General features: G+C 66.1%; 15 protein-coding genes. 12 read left to right on the top strand and 3 right to left on the bottom strand.

Translation table 11 applies throughout. The features are described 5' to 3' along the window. The first annotated feature begins 117 nt into the window (after positions 1–117). From AC5Y5Z_RS10035 to AC5Y5Z_RS09980, 12 genes are all read left to right on the top strand, one after another. The gene (locus AC5Y5Z_RS10035; protein WP_499924919.1) at positions 118–1,629 is read left to right on the top strand and encodes an FAD-dependent oxidoreductase; all 1,512 of its coding nucleotides are present in this window, start codon (positions 118–120) and stop codon (positions 1,627–1,629) included. An 82-nt stretch (positions 1,630–1,711) separates the two neighbouring features. Next, positions 1,712–2,383 (top strand): TetR/AcrR family transcriptional regulator, encoded by a 672-nt coding sequence (locus tag AC5Y5Z_RS10030; protein WP_499924918.1) that lies wholly within the window; start codon positions 1,712–1,714, stop codon positions 2,381–2,383. Further along, on the top strand, positions 2,380–2,574 hold the full coding sequence (locus AC5Y5Z_RS10025; RefSeq protein ID WP_463827216.1) for a ferredoxin: 195 nt from the start codon (positions 2,380–2,382) through the stop codon (positions 2,572–2,574). Before AC5Y5Z_RS10030 ends, AC5Y5Z_RS10025 begins: the two co-directional genes overlap by 4 nt. Before the next feature lie 2 nt (positions 2,575–2,576). Continuing rightward, complete coding sequence (locus AC5Y5Z_RS10020) at positions 2,577–3,815, top strand: cytochrome P450 (RefSeq protein ID WP_499924916.1); 1,239 nt, start codon at positions 2,577–2,579, stop codon at positions 3,813–3,815. A 26-nt stretch (positions 3,816–3,841) separates the two neighbouring features. Further along, entirely contained in the window at positions 3,842–5,002 is a 1,161-nt protein-coding gene (locus AC5Y5Z_RS10015) for an amidohydrolase family protein (RefSeq protein WP_499924915.1), read from the top strand. Continuing rightward, positions 4,999–6,231: a M24 family metallopeptidase gene (locus tag AC5Y5Z_RS10010; RefSeq protein WP_463827219.1), complete on the top strand. Its 1,233-nt coding sequence runs from the start codon at positions 4,999–5,001 to the stop codon at positions 6,229–6,231. The genes AC5Y5Z_RS10015 and AC5Y5Z_RS10010 overlap by 4 nt, the downstream gene beginning before the upstream one ends. Then, positions 6,221–7,339 (top strand): M24 family metallopeptidase, encoded by a 1,119-nt coding sequence (locus tag AC5Y5Z_RS10005; protein ID WP_499924913.1) that lies wholly within the window; start codon positions 6,221–6,223, stop codon positions 7,337–7,339. The genes AC5Y5Z_RS10010 and AC5Y5Z_RS10005 overlap by 11 nt, the downstream gene beginning before the upstream one ends. 2 nt (positions 7,340–7,341) lie before the next feature. After that, on the top strand, positions 7,342–8,310 hold the full coding sequence (locus AC5Y5Z_RS10000) for an enoyl-CoA hydratase/isomerase family protein (protein WP_499924911.1): 969 nt from the start codon (positions 7,342–7,344) through the stop codon (positions 8,308–8,310). Next, positions 8,310–10,682 carry a CaiB/BaiF CoA-transferase family protein gene (locus tag AC5Y5Z_RS09995; RefSeq protein ID WP_499924910.1) on the top strand — a complete coding sequence of 791 codons (2,373 nt, stop codon included), beginning with the start codon at positions 8,310–8,312 and terminating at the stop codon, positions 10,680–10,682. The genes AC5Y5Z_RS10000 and AC5Y5Z_RS09995 overlap by 1 nt, the downstream gene beginning before the upstream one ends. Before the next feature lie 16 nt (positions 10,683–10,698). Further along, positions 10,699–11,505: an SDR family NAD(P)-dependent oxidoreductase gene (locus tag AC5Y5Z_RS09990; RefSeq protein WP_499924908.1), complete on the top strand. Its 807-nt coding sequence runs from the start codon at positions 10,699–10,701 to the stop codon at positions 11,503–11,505. Positions 11,506–11,638: 133 nt separating this feature from the next. Further along, positions 11,639–12,667: an NAD-dependent epimerase/dehydratase family protein gene (locus AC5Y5Z_RS09985; protein ID WP_499924906.1), complete on the top strand. Its 1,029-nt coding sequence runs from the start codon at positions 11,639–11,641 to the stop codon at positions 12,665–12,667. Between the two features lie 20 nt (positions 12,668–12,687). Next, entirely contained in the window at positions 12,688–13,770 is a 1,083-nt protein-coding gene (locus AC5Y5Z_RS09980) for a hypothetical protein (protein ID WP_499924969.1), read from the top strand. On the opposite strand, the gene AC5Y5Z_RS09975 is transcribed toward AC5Y5Z_RS09980, so the two are convergent. From AC5Y5Z_RS09975 to AC5Y5Z_RS09965, 3 genes are all read right to left on the bottom strand, one after another. Next, positions 13,728–14,942 (bottom strand): peptidoglycan DD-metalloendopeptidase family protein, encoded by a 1,215-nt coding sequence (locus tag AC5Y5Z_RS09975; RefSeq protein ID WP_499924904.1) that lies wholly within the window; start codon positions 14,940–14,942, stop codon positions 13,728–13,730. The two genes, AC5Y5Z_RS09980 and AC5Y5Z_RS09975, sit on opposite strands and share 43 nt — an antisense overlap. 25 nt (positions 14,943–14,967) lie before the next feature. Then, on the bottom strand, positions 14,968–15,888 hold the full coding sequence (locus AC5Y5Z_RS09970) for a class I SAM-dependent methyltransferase (RefSeq protein WP_463827226.1): 921 nt from the start codon (positions 15,886–15,888) through the stop codon (positions 14,968–14,970). Positions 15,889–15,972: 84 nt separating this feature from the next. Next, on the bottom strand, positions 15,973–16,875 hold the full coding sequence (locus AC5Y5Z_RS09965; RefSeq protein ID WP_499919227.1) for a class I SAM-dependent methyltransferase: 903 nt from the start codon (positions 16,873–16,875) through the stop codon (positions 15,973–15,975). Positions 16,876–16,878 lie beyond the last annotated feature (3 nt).

Below are 16,878 nucleotides of genomic sequence, written 5' to 3'. Positions count from 1 at the left end.
CTGCTGATTGAAGAACAAAGCCCCTGCGTAGTACCCGCGATCAAGGGGGCCAAACGCCGGCCGATGCAGTGACCTGGCGGTCCGTTTGCGGGGAGCGATTACGGGTACGAAAAGGCGGTGACTTCGCTATGGCTGGAGAATCGGACCGGAAAACCCTGGGCGGCGAGCAGGCTTGGTGACGGGCCACCGTCCGCCGACGTCATCGTGGTCGGTGCCGGCATCACCGGTTTGACCACCGCAGTGCTCTTGGCGCGCGCGGGCAAGGACGTGCTTGTGTTGGAAGCACGGACCGTCGGCGCCTGCGCGACCGGAAACACCACCGCCAAAATCAGCCTGTTGCAGGGCACTCACCTGTCCAAGATTCTGCCCAAACACGGCCGGGACACCGCGCGCGCCTATCTGGACGGCAACCGCGAAGGAATGGAGTGGATCCTCCACCACTGTGACAAGCACGGCGTCGCGGTCCAGCGTGAGGATGCGTACACCTACGCCCAGTCCGGCGACGGCGTCAAGTCGGCGCGCGCGGAGTTCAATGCGTGCCAGACGGTGGGGCTACCGGTCACCTGGGAGGACGACGCCGACGTCCCGTTCCCGTACCACGGTGGCGTGCGACTGCGCGAGCAGGCGCAGTTCGATCCGATGAAGTTCCTCGATGCGCTCGTCGTCGAATTGTTGGAGCACGGTGGGCGACTGGTCGAGCACGCCCGGGTACGCAGCGTGTCCACCCGCGGCAGCGGGGTGCGGGTCCGGGTCAACGACGAGGCGCAGCAGGACCTCGACGTGCACGCCGAGCACTTGGTGCTGGCCACCGGGATGCCGATTCTGGACCGCGGCGGTTACTTCGCCCGGGTCAAACCGCAGCGGTCCTACTGTCTGGCGTTCAAGGTCCCCGGCACCATCACCCGTCCGATGATGATCTCGACTGATTCGCCGACCCGCTCGGTGCGCTACGCACCCGTGCCGGACGGCGAGTTGCTGATCGTCGGCGGTGCAGGGCACACCGTGGGGCGCGAGAAGAGTCCGTCCAAGGCGCTGGACGAGCTGTCGTCGTGGACCAAGCGCCACTTTCCGGGCGCCGCGCAGACGCATTTCTGGTCGGCACAGGATTACAGCCCGATCGACGAATTGCCGTACGTGGGTCCCCTCCTGCCCAATCTCGACAGCATCTACATCGCAACGGGATTCAACAAATGGGGAATGACGAACGGCCCCGCCGCCGCATTGGCGCTGTCGAGCCGGATCCTGGGCGGACGGATGGACTGGGCCAGCGCCTTCGCCAGCTGGAGCCGGCATGAGCTGACGGGACTGGGCACCGCGCTGCAGTCCAACCTCGAGGTCGGGTTCAACCTGGGCCGGGGCTGGATCACCCCAGCAACCCGATGGACCAACCGCAGCCCCGGGCCGGACGAAACCGGCGTCGTCAGCGGGCCGCCCTGGCATCTGGAGGCCAGATCCCGCGTGGACGGCGTCGAGCACACCGTCTCTCCGGTGTGCCCGCACCTCGGCGGAATCGTCAACTGGAACGACGCCGACCAGGCCTGGGAATGTCCGCTGCACGGATCGCGCTTCGCGCCGGACGGCACGCTGCTGGAGGGGCCGGCTACCACCGATTTGACCGCCTCGCGGTGAGTGGTCGCGGCCGGTGGCCGACGGTACCCATGTTTAAATCAATCGCTTGACTTAATACCCGGTGACGGGTTGACTGGGCGGCATGACGACCGTCGGCCGAGCCGTGCGCAGCGACCGGGCCAGCTCCACGCAGGAGGCGATCCTGGTTGCCGCCGAGCGACTGTTCGCCGAGCACGGGGTGTTCGCCGTGTCCAACCGGCAGGTCAGCGAGGCCGCCGGGCAGGGCAACAACGCGGCGGTCGGATACCACTTCGGCACCAAAGCGGACCTGGTACGGGCGATCGAGCAGAAGCATCGCGGCCCGATCGAGCAGCTGCGCATGCAGATGGTCGCGGCGATGCCGGATGCCGTGGGGATGCGGGGGTGGGTGGCCTGTCTGGTCTGCCCGCTCACCGAGCACCTCGAGGCCCTGGGCAACCCCACCTGGTACGCCCGCTTCGCCGCCCAGGCCATGACAGACCCGGCCTACCACAACATCGTCGTCAAGGACGCACTGAGCTCGTCGTCGCTGGTTCGGGTGATCGACGGCATCAACAGCTGCCTACCGGACCTGCCGATCGCCGTGCGGTCCGAACGAAACATCATGGCGCGCAACCTGTTGATGCACACCTGTGCCGATCTCGAGCGGGCGCTGGCCGAAGGCGCCTCGACGCCGCGGCCGTCCTGGCGTGCGGCGGCCACCGGACTGATCGACGCGATCGTGGGCCTGTGGTTGGCGCCCGTCACTCCGGTGGACGAGGAGCCGGGCCGATGAAAATCACCGTCGACCAGGACAGTTGCGCATCGTCGGGCAACTGCGTGATGAATGCGCCGGAAGTATTCGACCAGCGTGACGAGGACGGTGTCGTCGTCCTGCTCAACCCAACGCCACCCGCCGACCAGGCCGAGGGCGCCCGCAAAGCCGCTGCCTTCTGCCCGGCACTGGCCATCCAGATCGAGGAGTGAACGTGTCCGACACACTCACAGACACCACCACCGACACCGACATCCCCGAATATCCGATGGTCCGGGCAGCTGGGTGCCCGTTCGCGCCGCCCCCGGACGTGATGGCGCTGGCCGCTGCCAAACCGCTTTCCCGGGTACGGATCTGGGACGGCAGCACCCCCTGGTTGATCACCGGCTATGAGCAGTGCCGGGAGCTCTTCTCGGATTCGCGGGTCAGCGTCGACGACCGGATTCCTGGCTTCCCGCACTGGAACGAACGCATGCTGTCCACAGTGCACAAGCGGCCGCGATCAGTCTTCACCTCCGACGGCGAAGAGCACACCCGATTCCGGCGAATGTTGTCCAAGCCCTTCACCTTCCGGCGCGTAGAGGGTCTTCGCACGGCGATTCAACAGATCACCGACGACCACATCGACAAGATGCTCGCGGGCCCGCAGCCGGCCGACCTCGTCGCTGCTATCGCGCTGCCCATCCCGTCGCTGGTGATCAGCCAACTGCTGGGGGTGCCCTACGAGGACGCCGAGATGTTCCAGGAGCACGCCAATGTCGGCCTCGCTCGCTACGCGACCAGCGAGGACACCGTCAAGGGCGCGATGAGCCTGTACAAATACCTGTCCAAATTGGTCGAGACCAAGATGGAAAACCCCGCTGAGGACGCGGTTTCCGACCTGGCCGAGCGAGTCAAGGCCGGTGAACTCAGCCTCAAGGAGGCCACCCAGTTGGCCAGCGGCCTGCTGATGGCCGGGCACGAGACCACCGCCAACATGATCGGGATCGGCGTCCTTGCACTGCTGCAGAATCCCGACCAGCTGCCGGCCATCCGGGATGCCGACGACCCCAAGATCGTCGCCAATGCGGTGGAGGAACTGCTGCGCTACCTCAGCATCATCCAGAACGGTCAGCGCCGCGTCGCCGTGGAGGACATCCCCATCGCCGGTGAGGTCATTCGCGCGGGCGAGGGGATCATCATCGATCTGGCCCCGGCGAACTGGGATGGCAAAGCGTTCACCGACCCCGACCGCCTGTACCTACACCGCTCGAACGCGGACCGCAATGTGGCCTTCGGTTACGGCCGGCACCAGTGCGTCGGTCAACAGCTGGCACGCGCGGAGCTGCAGATCGTGTTCCGCACTCTGTTCCAGCGGATTCCCACCATGACGCTGGCCGTCCCGTTCGAGGAGATCCCGTTCAAGCACGACCGGCTCACCTACGGCGTCCACGAACTACCGATCAGCTGGTAAGCCCTTTCACAGCCCGAGAGAGGTCAATGATGACAAGCACGCTCTATCCCCCGAAAGGCTTTGGCGCACCGAAAGGTCGCAAAGGCCACGCCCTCGGCAGCAATGTCGGCCTGCCCGCCGGCACGGAGGTGTTCTCCGCCGACAACCACATCTCGCTGGCCGCGGACATCTTCTACGAGCGCTTCCCGGACGACCTCAAGGACAAGGCACCCCGGATCTGGTACGAGGACGGTGCGTATCAGGTCGGTCGCAAGGGCCAGTCGTTCCTGCCCGGCGACTTCAGTGCCGTGCTCATGCAGTACGACGACCTGCCCGGGGCCGCCAGCACCAACATCGACGCGCGCATTCAGGAATTACGCGAAGACGGTGTCGACAAGGAACTCGCCTTCCCCAACGCCGTGCTGGCGCTGTTCCACTACCCGGACAAGAAGCTGCGCGAAATCACCTTCCGCATCTACAACGAGTACATCGCGGAGTTGCAGGAGCGCTCCAACGGGCATTTCTACGGTGCCGGACTGATCAACTGGTGGGACCCGGAGGGCACTCGCCGGACGCTAGGCGAGTTGAAGTCGTTGGGGCTCAAGACATTTCTGCTGCCGCTGAACCCGGGCAAGGACGACGACGGAAACATCATCGACTACGGCAGTACCGCCATGAAGCCGGTGTGGGACGAAATCGAGGCCGCTGGGCTTCCGGTCACACATCACATCGGGGAGACTCCGCCGAAAACGCCGTGCCAGTTCAACAGCGTCGTCGTCGGCATGATGATCAACATCGACGGCTTTCGCGAGCAGTTCGCGAAGTACCTTTTTACCGGAATTCTGGACGATCACCCCGGGCTGCGGATCGGCTGGTTCGAAGGCGGAATCGCCTGGGTGCCGTGGGCTTTGCAGGATGCCGAGCACCTGGTGGCCTCCTACCAGCACATGTTCAACCGGCCGCTGGAGCACGACGTGCGCTACTACTGGGACACCCACATGAGCGCCTCGTTCATGGTCGATCCGCTGGGTCTGGAATTGATCGACCGGATCGGTGTCGACAAGGTCATGTGGTCCAGCGACTACCCGCACAACGAAAGTACCTACGGGTACTCGGAGAAGTCGCTGGCGGCCGTCGTCGAGGCGGTCGGACCGGAGCAGGCCGCCCGGGTGGTCAGCGGCAACATCAGCGAATTCCTGGGCTTGTGAGCACAGTCACCGAAACCATTGGCGGGCTGGCGATCCCGGAAACTCCCGACCTGACCCGGCTGCGGCGCGAGACGGGCGCGCGGTTGCGCACCGCGATGGCCGATCGCGGCGTCGATGCCTTGGTGTTGCTCGGCAACAACGCCGTCGTCTACGCCACCGGAACGAGTTGGCCGCTGGGTGATGCCGGGCTGTCCTATGTCGAGCGGCCGGTGGCCGTGGTGCTCGCCGACGACCCGTGGCCGCACCTGTTCCTGCCCTTCCGCGAAGGCGCCGTGCAGGAGTCGGACCTGCCCACCGACCATCTGCATGGTCCGGTGTACCTCGAATTCGACGAGGGGGTGGCAGATTTCGCCCGGCAGCTCGCGGAACTGGTCCCGACCGGGTCGACCGTCGCGGTCGACGAACTCACCGGTGCCATGTCGCGCGCACGGAAGTCGTTGTTTCCCCACGGTGCTCCCGTCGACGCGGCCGCGGTGGTCAGTGCCGCCAAGGTGGTCAAGACCGTCGACGAACTCGCCTGCATCCGCACCGCGGTCCGGATCACCGACGAGGCGATGGTCGAAGTGCAGCAGGCACTTGCCCCCGGCATCCGTCAGATCGACCTGTCGGGCCGCTTCCTGCGCCGGGCCTTCGAACTGGGTGCGATGGCCAGCATGCTGGAACCGATCTGGCAGGTGATGCCGCGCAGCAAGGCCGAGGGTGTGTGGACCACCCACGGCGACCTCGCGCTGCCGTTGCTCAGTACCGAGCGCGAACTCGGCAAAGGCGACGTGTTGTGGACCGACGTCAGCATCACCTACCAGGGCTACTGTTCGGACTTCGGACGGACCTGGATCGTCGGGCAGGATCCGTCGCCGCGGCAGCAGGCGCAGTTCGACAAGTGGCGGCACATCATGGACGCGGTGCTGGACGTGGCCCGCGCCGGCGTCACCGCCGCTGACCTGGGCCGGGCGGCCATCGAAGCCAACGGCGGTGCCCGGCCGTGGCTGCCGCACTTCTACCTGGGTCACGGCATCGGCGTCAACGCGGCCGAAATGCCGATGATAGGAACGGATCTCGGCAACGAGTTCGACGAGAACTTCGTGCTGCAGTCCGGCATGGTGCTGGTGGTCGAACCGGTGGTGTGGGAAGACGGCACCGGCGGTTACCGCAGCGAGGAGGTCCTGGTGATCACCGAGGAAGGCTCGACGAGGTTGACCAACTACCCATACCGCCCCTATGGCGACTGAGGTTCTGGCCGACGACAGGGCACTGCGCCTGGGTCGTCGGGAACGCGCGCTGGCCCAGATGGCCGAACACGACCTGGACGTGCTGGTGCTGGGCCGGCAGGCCAATGTCCGCTACGTCACCGGCGCACCACAGCTCTGGGTGGCGGGGACCCGCCCGTTCGGGCCCACCTGTGTGCTGGTGCGTGCTACCGGCGCGATCCACCTGCTCAGCACGTGGGACGAAGGGGTGCCCGACGACATCCCGCACGAGAACCTGTACGGCATCTCGTGGAATCCGGTGAACACCATCGCCGCGCTGCGGCGCATCGAGGGTGCCGACACCGCTCGCCGGGTCGGAACCGACGCGCTCTCACCGGTTTTCGCGCAGTTGCTGCCCACCGCCTTCCCGAATGCTGAACTGGTGGACGGCGAACTGGCCATGCGTGCTGCCCGCCGGATCAAGACCGACGATGAAATCGCCGCCCTGCGTGAATCGGTCGCGGTGGCCGAGGCGGCGCTGGCCGTCGCGGTGGCCGAACTGCGGCCCGGGGTGACCGAGCAGACCCTGGCCGGGGTGCTGCTGGAGGCGCTGGCCGCCGGCGGAGTCAGCACCCCGTCGAATCAGGATGTGGCGTGGGTGACGTCGCGGGAGCATCCCTGGCGGCGGGCCGGCAACCCCGGTGGGGTGCAGCCCGGCGACCTCGTCGCGCTGTCGGCCGGTGTGGTGGCCGGTGGCTACATCGGCGAGGTGGGCCGCACCTGGCCGGTGGGAACGGTTGCCGGTGCGCCGGCGATATTCGCGCGTTGGGATCGCCTGTGGGGCAAATTGGTAGCGGCGTGCAGCCCGGGCAACGGAGCCGGTGAGCTGTTGGCGGCCTACCAGGCCGCAGGGGAGCCGGCACCGCCGATGCCGGTGGCCCGCGGACTGGGGATGGGTTTCGACCCGCCTGTCGTCTCCGCTCGCCTACCCGGCACGGCGCACGGTGAGCGACTGGAGCCGGGGATGGTCCTTGCGGTCACCGGTTACGTCTGGGAACCGGGCGTCGGCGCGGTCTTCGGACGCGAGGCGGTGCTGATCACCCGTGACGGTCCCGAAGTGCTGACTGCCAGTCCGGCCTGGCACGGCTGAGCATGGGGGCCAAGGCGGACAAGCTGATCCGATATGACAAGGACGCCGAGACCCGCATCGCCACCATCACCTTCGACCGGCCGGAGTATCTGAACGCGCCCACCATCGCGGCCCGGCGGCGCTACGCCGCCCTGTTGCACAGGGCCGGCATCGACGACGACGTCAAGGTCGTGGTGATTCGCGGCGAAGGGCCCGACCTCGGCTCCGGCGCAGATCTCGTGGAGTTCATCCGAGCCAAGGACGCGGTCGAGCCCGAGCCGCTGCTCGCCGAATTCGGGATCGCCGCAAGGGAAGTCAGTTATCCACCGAAAGGCTCGTTTCGCCACGGTGCCTCCATCGGAGCGTGGTATGCGAATCCGAACTCAGGGATACGTGGCCTGCAGGACTTCAAGAAGATCAGCATCGTGGAGGCCAAGGGGTACTGCTACGGCTGGCACTTCTATCAGGCCGCCGACGCCGACTTGGTGATCGCCAGCGACGACGCTCTGTTCGGGCACCCGTCCTTCCGCTATTACGGCTGGGGACCGCGCATGTGGTGGTGGGCGCAGACCATGGGCATCCGCAAATTTCAGGAAATGGTCTATACCGGACGTGCTTTCACCGCCGCGGAGATGTACGACTGCAACTTCCTGAACAGCGTGGTGCCCCGGGCGGATCTCGAGGCCGAAGTGGCGAAGTACGCGCTGGCGTGTGCCCGAAACCGGCCGACCGACACGGTTTTCATGCAGAAGACATTCTTCGAGATCATGAAACAGTTCCAGGGTGAATACCTGGGCAGCGTGCTCAGTGGCTTCTTCGAATCCGCCGGCGGTGCCGCACAGGCCGACCCGGGTGGTTTCGCACTGGCCGGGGCGATCGACGAAGGCCTGGGGGGCGCGGTCAAGGACAACGACGACAAGTTCCCCCCGGACTGGCGGTTGAGCAAGAAGGCACGCGCCGGCAAGGGCAATGGTCGAAAGAAGAAGCGCTAGTGGTCGAATCGCCGTTGACCGGTCTGCTGGTGATCGACCTGTCCAGCGGGATCGCGGGCGCCTACTGCACGAAGTTGCTGGCCGATGGCGGTGCCGACGTCGTCAAGGTCGAACCCCCCGACGGTGATCCGCTGCGTTCCTGGTCGGCCTCGGGCGCGCCGGTCCAGGGCGACGGCGCCTTGTTCAGCTTTCTGGCCGGCTCCAAGCACAGCGTCGTGGTGGATCCCGACGCCGACCTGGACCTGCTCGATCGGCTGCTGGCCGCGGCCGACGCGGTGATCTGGTCGCCCGGGTCCGCGGTGGCCGAAGTGGTTGCTCCAGAAAAGATCCGGTCGCGGTTTCCGCATCTCGTCGTCACCGCCATCACCCCGTTCGGACTGCACGGCCCCTGGCGAGACCGTGCGGCGACCGAGTTCACGCTGCAGGCCTGGTCTGGCGGGATCATCGGGCTGGGCCGCGGGGTGGCCGACCGCGCCCCGGTTTACGTCGGCGGCCAGGTGGGGGAGTATCTGGCCGGCGCCTACGCCAGCGCCGCCACCCTGACCGCGCGGTACCGCGGGGTTGGTGAGCTCATTGACATGTCGATGCTGGAGACCCAGATCCTCTGTCTCACTTACTATCCGGTGTCCTTCTTCGAGATGCTGGGGCGGCCGTGGCGGGATGCCCGCCGGCCCACCGTCCCTGGCGTGGCGGCCGCTCAGGATGGGCTGGTCGACCTCGGATGCGGCACCGCCCAACAGTGGTTCGACCTGTGTGCGATGGTCGGCCACGACGAGTGGATCGACGAGAACTCTTCGCTGTCCATCACCGAGCAGGCCAACATCCACGCCGACGAGATCTACGCGTGGGTACGCAGCCATCCGGTGGACGAGATTCGCGAACTGGCCACCGCCTTCCGGATACCGAACGCACCAGTGGCCAACGGCGCCAACATCGCAACGCTGGACCACTTCGTCGAGCGTGGCTCATTCATGTCCAACCCGCGTGACGGATTCGCCCAACCGGGCCATCCGTATCGGATGCATCCGGCGCGCTTGCGGCCGCCCGGGCCCGCTCCGCGACTGGGCGAACACACCGAGCAGTGGCGCTCCATCGACCCGTCCACGCGCCCGGCGCCGGCAGCCCGTGCCGAAGTGTTACCACTCAGCGGCATACGGGTCCTCGACATGACGACGTTCTGGGCGGGCCCGTCCTGCACACACTTTCTGGCGATGCTGGGCGCCGAGGTGATCCACGTGGAATCCACCCGGCGTCCCGACGGCACCCGGCTGATCGCCGGAATCCCGGCCACCGTGGATCGGTGGTGGGAGAAGTCGCCGATCTTCGCGGCGCTGAACACCAACAAGAAGGGCGTGACCCTGGACCTGCAGAGTCCACGAGGGCGGGACCTGCTGCGGCAGCTGATCGCCACCTGCGATGTGGTCGCGGAGAACTTCACCCCCCGGGTGCTCGACCAGATCGGCTTGGATTTCGCTGCGGTGCAGGCTCTTCGGCCGGACGCGGTGATGCTGCGGATGCCCGGTTTCGGCTTGGACGGTCCGTGGCGGGACAACCCGGCCTTCGCCTACGTCATCGAGTCGGCGTCGGGGGTGAGCTGGCTGACCGGTTACCCCGACCGCACCCCGTTCGAGCCGTACTCGGTCGGTGACCCCAACGCCGGCGTGCACGCCCTCAACGCGCTGCTGCTGGCGTTGGAACACCGCCGCCGCACCGGGCAGGGCGTGCTGGTCGAGGCGGCGATGGTGGACGCCGCAATCAACATCGCCGCCGAGCAGTTGATCGAGTACTCCGCCTACGGCGCCCTGCTGGAAAGAGCCGGCAACCGTGGGCCGACCGCCGCGCCGCAGAACCTGTACCGCACCAACGAGATCGATGAGTTCGGACGGCTGGACAGCTGGGTCGCGGTCGCGGTGGCCACCGACGAACACTGGCGCTGCTTGCAGACTGCACTCGGATCACCAACGTGGGCAATGGATCCGCGGTTGGACACCATCGCCGGCCGACGCGAACACGCAGACCTGATCGACGAACGGCTGTCCGCGTGGTGCGGGCAACGGACCGGTGACGAGATCGTCGGGATGCTCTGGGACGCCGGGGTTCCGGTGGCCAAGGTGATGCAACCGCACCGGCAGACCGAACTACCCCAGCTGGCCGCCCGCGGCTTCTTCGAAGTCGTCGATCATCCGGTGCACGGCTCGGCTAGGCTCAGCACCGTGCCCATGCGGTTGTCCGACGGCCCCGACCGATTCCACACCCGGCCCGCACCGTTGCTGGGGCAGCACAACCACGAGGTGCTCACCGATCTGGGGTTGACCGCGGCGCAGATCGCCGAACTGGAGGCCGACGGTGTGATCGGCCGGGCACCAGCATGATTCGCAGGCGGTGACGGTGGCTATCGACCCGTCCAACATCCTGCTGACCGACCGCGTCGCAGTTGTCACCGGCGGCGGAGCGGGCATCGGCCGCGGTATCGCCGCGGGTCTGGTGTCCTTCGGCGCCAAGGTGGCCATCTGGGAACACAACCCGGACAGCTGTGCGCAAGCCGCGGAATCTATTGGTGCCCTGGGCATCACGGCCGACGTACGAGACGGCGGTCAGGTCGACGCCGCCCTGCAGCGCACTGCAGCCGAGCTGGGCACGCCGACGATCCTGGTGAACAATGCCGGTGGGGTGTTCTCCTCACCGCTGCTGGATACCACCGAAAACGGTTGGGACGCGCTGTATCGGGCGAACCTCCGGCATGTGTTGCTGTGCACGCAACGGGTGGCCCGGCTGATGGTGTCCGCCGGGCTGGCCGGCAGCATCATAGCGGTCACCTCTATCGAGGGGGTGCGCGCCGCACCAGGCTATGCGGCCTACGCCGCCGCCAAGGCCGGCGTGATCAACTACACCAGGACCGCCGCATTGGAACTGGCGTCGCACCGCATCCGGGTCAACGCCATCGCACCCGACATCACGCTCACCGAGGGCCTGGCGCAGCTCGGCGGGGTCGATGCGATAGCCGCGATCGGCAACGTCGTTCCGTTGGGTCGTCCCGGTCACGTCGACGAGATCGCCGGCACCGCAGTTTTTCTCGCATCTGACCTGGCGAGCTACATCACCGGACAGACCATCCATGTCGACGGCGGCACGCATGCGTCCAGTGGTTGGCACCGCAACCCGGAAACCGGCGACTACCAGCTCGGCCCACGTTAGTTCCTGAGCAGCGTCGACGCGGCCGCACGGCGGGCATATTTGTCTCATCTTCGAGTGGGACGAAATGCCCTGACTTCGGCGGCGGCATCTATTAGGCTCGTGTGACACAGCTAACAGGTGAGGAATGAGTCGGATGGAAATACTTGTCACCGGGGGCGCAGGCTTCCAGGGCAGTCATCTGTCGGAGTCACTACTCGACCACGGGCACTGGGTGACTGTCCTGAATACGTCATCGAAGAGCGCGAGGCGAAATACCGCTGATTTTCGTTCGCACGAGCGAGCCGCTTTTATTTCGGGGTCGGTGACCGACGGGGAAATGGTCCATCGCGCGGTTCGCGATCATCACGTCGTATTCCATCTGGCCGCCAACATCAATGTCGACCAGTCGCTCGGTGATCCGGAGAGCTTCCTCGAAACCAACGTGATGGGTACCTACCGCGTACTCGAGGCGGTTCGGCGCTACAAGAACCGGTTGATCTACGTCTCGACCTGCGAAGTATATGGAGACGGGCACAATCTGCAGGAAGGTGAGCTTCTTGACGAGAGCGCGGAACTGAAACCGAACAGCCCCTACGGCGCCTCGAAGGCGGCGGCCGATCGGTTGTGTTACTCCTACTACCGCTCCTACGGTCTGGACGTCACCATCGTCCGACCATTCAATATCTTCGGGGTGCGCCAGAAAACCGGGCGATTCGGTGCTCTTATTCCGCGCCTCGTCCGGCAGGCGGTCAACGGCGAAAATCTGACGATCTTCGGCGACGGTTCGGCGACTCGCGACTATTTGTACGTGAGCGATATCGTCAATGCCTACAACCTCGTCCTGCAGAACACCGCACTTCGTGGACGGGCTATCAACTTCGCAAGTGGCAAAGACACCAGAGTCAAGGACATCGTCGAATACATAGCCGGGAAGTTCGGCGCCGAGATCACCCGCCACGACGCGCGTCCGGGCGAAGTCGCACGTTTTCCGGCCAACATCGACCTCGCCAGAAGCATCGGATTCCGGCCCGAAGTCGACATTTGGGACGGCATCGACCGCTATATCCAATGGGCGAAGGACCAACCCCGCTACTCCTACGAACAAGACGGCTGCAGCGGCGTCCTGACCCCCGCCGCCGGCCCTACCAGCAACGGATCTTCGGAGGCGAGGAACCTGAAGTGAATGGTCCGGCTGAGACGTCGATGCGTGCGGGCGGGCTCGACGGGGAATCATTGACGTCGCTGCGCGCGAAGGTCGACGCGTGGAGTGCCCACGACGCGCTGGCGCAGTTGGTTGCGATGTTCGGTGGAGTTGTGCCGCGGCACGACGATCTGGCAACCCGGTTGGCCTTCCTGGACGAGTTCAGCGAGGTATGGGATTACCGGGGACGGGCGAGGGCACGTTCGAGCGGTCGGCGAGTGCAGTGCCAGGACGCCGACGGTGGGGCACGGTGGATGATCCCCCCGCTGGAAATGCCGGACGAGCAACTCGCGACGATAACGAGGCTGGCCCGGCGGCTGGGCCTCACACATGAATCGCGTCCCGCTGCAGACACATTCGACTACATGTTGGTGATCGGCACCGGGCGCTACTCGAACCTGCTCCGAGCCAGGTGGGCGCGGGAACTCGCCGGCGAGAATCGCGTCGCCCATATCGTGCTTGCCGCCGCCTCCCGGCGGCTGTTGTCGACCGAACAGGATGCGGTCGCGTCCTGCGCCCCGGGCGCGCGTACCGAATTCGACCTGCTGGCCACCGCGGCGGCCGCCGCGTTCGGGATGGATACCTCCGAAGTGGTTCGGCGCGCGCGGCAGCTGGTCGACGACCCGCATCGGGGGCAGTTGGTGTGGCACTTCGGCGAAGACACCAACGATCTCGGGCTGCCCATCACACTGATCGAGGCGCCGTCGCCGGAGCCGAACAACCGCCGCGCCACTTCTGCGGATACGTTTACCTTCACCGCACGGACATTGGCCATGCAGCGGTCGAGTTGTCTGTTTGCGACTGGTCAGCCGTTCGTCCCCTATCAGCACTTCGACGCGCTGCGAACGCTGACCCTGCCGTTCGGAATCCGGATCGAGACAGCGGGCTTCGGCATCGACCGGTACGAGGGACTGCACGAGATGGACCTACAGCATCCCGCCAAACTGCTACAGGAGGTCCGTTCCACAATCCGGGCGGGCCGAAGCCTGGTGGAACGGATCGACGCCTACCGGACGAGCAGCCGCGCCGAGGTCGCCCACAATCATCCGTCGGCGGTGATCGTGCACGGTGTGGCCGGCGGGTAGCTGCCCGATACCGCGCGCAGCCGGCCCGGCGGCGGCCAGGGCCGCAGCCCCATGTTGCCCAAGAAGCGCAGCGGATTGACGTGCGCACCGCCGATCCGCGTCTCGAAGTGCAGGTAACCGTCCCGGTCGTCGGCGCCGAGGCAGCCGATCGGGGTACCCGCACGTATCCGGTCGCCGACTGCGGGTCGGCTGTCATCGCCGGGCCGAAACGTATAGCGGATCTCGGTATCGCTGTCAGCGATGGCCACCGAGTAGAGACCATTGATTTCGGTTGCGCGGCAGACAATTCCAGATATAACAGCGTAGACCGGGCTGCCGGGGTCAGCGGCGAAATCGACACCGGGATGGAAACCGTCCGCCCGGGGTCCGTAGCCGCGGCCGATCGCGCGCGGCTCCGCCTCGACCGGCAACCGGACACCCGGCTCGGCCCGGTCGAAGTCGCCGCGCACCCGCCGTCGGTAATCGGCCTTCAGTAGGTCGAGTTCGTCGAGTGCGTAGCCGAACAGCAGCGAGCGATCGTAGGCCACACCGAAGTTGTGCCGGAAATCCGGATCGAGCCGCATGTAGTGTTGGACTCTCGAAATCCGCTCCGCCAACGTCGACCAGCCGTTGTGGGTCAACCGGATTCCGTCGAGCTGCCCGATGCGACCGTGGTCGGTGATGTTGGCCGGCCAGTGTGAATTGTGCATGAGCTTGGGTCCCGCATACAGGCCGGGGCGCCACCGCCAGAACGGCCCGCGCAGTGCCTCGGCGGTGCCCATCACCGGCACCATGTCCGGGTAGTCCGGATCATCCCAGCGGGAGGCCATCGGGCACATCAACGCCGTAACGTCATCGGGGGTGTGCGCCAGCACGTCACGGATGTCGATGTCGATCTGGAAAACCCAGTCGGCGTCGACCATCACCATCCAGTCCGGACGGCAGAAGTCGGCCATCCGGTAGAGCAACTCCAGCCCGGTGGACTCGGGGATCAACCAGGGCGTCGGAGGTAGATCTGGCCGTGCGCGAACAACATTGGTGACTTTGGGGTGGCTCGCCAGGATCGCCGCGGTGTCGTCGGTGCTGCGGTCGTCGATCGCGTAGATGTCGTCACAGAACGTGGCCAGCGAGTCCAAGGTGCCGGCCAAGGTCTTTCCGGCATTGTGGGCACGCGTCACTCCCAGAACCCGCATCATGGACTCCGCCGGATGGCGGCGATCACGCGAGCACCGATGTGTAGTAGCTGGGCTTGTCGGAAGGCGGGACGTAACTGCCATCCATCGCGGGCAGGTCATGATCGGCCCGCAGCTGCGCGGCCGTGGTGCCCACTGATGTCCACCCGTAGTTCGCCAGGTACTCGGAAACGTCTCTGCGGACACCGGAATAGTTCAGCGACCAGATGTCCAGATCAAATCCGTGGTCGCGCCAGGTGCGAGTCGCAGCACGGATGATCTGTTCGACCCGTGCCGAGTCCAGGTCCGACGACCCGACGTAGTTCTCCACCGCCATCCGGCTGGCCGGTGCGCTGAATCGAGTGACGTTGTCCAGCAGTCGATCCTGGGCTTCCGGGGGCAGATAACCGAACAGGCCTTCGGCGATCCAGGCGGTCGGCAGCGCCGGCTGGAATCCGGCCCCCAGCAACGCGGCCGGCCAGTCGTGACGCAAGTCGGCCGGCACCATCCGCAGGTTCGCCGTCGGTTCAGCACCCAGCTGCGCCAGGGTTTCGGCCTTGAACTGCAGTACATCCGGCTGATCGATCTCATACACCGTCATGCCCGGCGGCCACGGCAGTCGGTAGCCGCGCGAGTCGAGCCCGGAGGCCAGGATCACCGCCTGCCGAAGCCCGGCGGCTGTCGCGTCGGCGAAGAACTGATCGAAGTAGCGGGTGCGGATCACCAACTCGGTGGTCATCCGCTGTAGGCCCCAGGCGGCTTCGGGCTCATCGACGTCGGACGCACACAGTTCCCCGGTGGCCCATCGGGTCAGGAATTCGATGCCCACCGCACGGACCAGCGGCTCGGCGAACCGGTCCTCGATCAGTGCGGCACTCGTAGCCCGCGCCCGGCCCGCGGCCACCAGCGTCGCGGTCGCGCCGACATGGCTGGCCAGGTCCCAGTTGTCGTCGTCTGTACGCGTCACCATCCTCCTTCGGGCCAGCGCATCAAGAATCGCACACGAAATGGTCGTAGTGCGTGAAACTGATTTTCCATCGCGCGCAGTCGATCATCGACCGGTCAGGTCACCGCTGATGAAGACGGTGTCGTCGTCGGCAGCGGGTGCAGCAAGGCCGCTGCGCCGGAACAGTTCGGCCAGCGGGATGCCTTCGAGGCGCCAGCCCTTGGCGCCCAGGTAGTCCAGAACATGGTTGCGCCGGCCCGTGTAGACCAGGGAGGCCAAGTCGATGTCGACACCGTGACTGCGAAACGGGTCAGATATGGTCCGCGCCTGCTCGGCGTCGAAATCCGCTATGCCGGTGACGAATTCGGTGGCGATTCTGCTGCCGGTGGCGCTGAGTTCGGTGATGTGGTCGAAGAGCCGGTCCTGCGCCTGCGGCTTCAGATAGATCAGCAGGCCCTCGGCCAGCCACGCCGTCGGTGCTGCCGGGTCAAGGCCGGCGGCCTGCACAGCCGTCGGCCAATCTCCGCGCAAGTCGACGGACACCGGGCACCGAATTGCGGTGGGCCTGGCTCCGAGTTCGGCCAAGGTCCTCGTCTTGAACTCCATCACCTGGGGGAGGTCGATCTCGTAGACCACGGTCCCGGCCGGCCACGGCAACCGGTAGGCCCGAGCATCCAACCCGGACGCGAGGATCGCCACCTGTCGAATTCCGCTGTCGGTGGCATTGCGGACGTAGTCGTCAAAGTATCTGGTGCGGACCGCATTTCCATCGACCATCGCCTGCGCCACGGCCGGTGAAACGGCCGCGATCGTGGACATGTCGACTTCGCCGTCCATCATCTTGGTGAACAGATCCAGTCCTACCGCGCGGACCAGGGGTTCGGCGAACGGGTCGTCGATCAACCCGCGCGGATCCTTGGTGGCCATTGCCCGCCCGGCAGCGACGATGGTCGCGGTGACACCGACACCGGACGCCAGATCCCAGGTGTCATCGTCGGCGCGGGACATCAG

The sequence above is a fragment of the Mycobacterium sp. NGS29 genome (genome assembly GCF_059812965.1).
This window is presented reverse-complemented; position numbering and strand designations above follow the sequence as displayed.

Coding starts and splice junctions, on each gene's coding strand:
- AC5Y5Z_RS10030 (WP_499924918.1), top strand. CDS start 1,712: ATGACGACCGTCGGCCGAGCCGTGCGCAGCGACCGGGCCAGCTCCACG.
- AC5Y5Z_RS10025 (WP_463827216.1), top strand. CDS start 2,380: ATGAAAATCACCGTCGACCAGGACAGTTGCGCATCGTCGGGCAACTGC.
- AC5Y5Z_RS10015 (WP_499924915.1), top strand. CDS start 3,842: ATGATGACAAGCACGCTCTATCCCCCGAAAGGCTTTGGCGCACCGAAA.
- AC5Y5Z_RS10005 (WP_499924913.1), top strand. CDS start 6,221: ATGGCGACTGAGGTTCTGGCCGACGACAGGGCACTGCGCCTGGGTCGT.
- AC5Y5Z_RS10000 (WP_499924911.1), top strand. CDS start 7,342: ATGGGGGCCAAGGCGGACAAGCTGATCCGATATGACAAGGACGCCGAG.
- AC5Y5Z_RS09985 (WP_499924906.1), top strand. CDS start 11,639: ATGGAAATACTTGTCACCGGGGGCGCAGGCTTCCAGGGCAGTCATCTG.
- AC5Y5Z_RS09980 (WP_499924969.1), top strand. CDS start 12,688: ATGCGTGCGGGCGGGCTCGACGGGGAATCATTGACGTCGCTGCGCGCG.
- AC5Y5Z_RS09975 (WP_499924904.1), bottom strand. CDS start 14,942: ATGCGGGTTCTGGGAGTGACGCGTGCCCACAATGCCGGAAAGACCTTG.
- AC5Y5Z_RS09965 (WP_499919227.1), bottom strand. CDS start 16,875: ATGTCCCGCGCCGACGATGACACCTGGGATCTGGCGTCCGGTGTCGGT.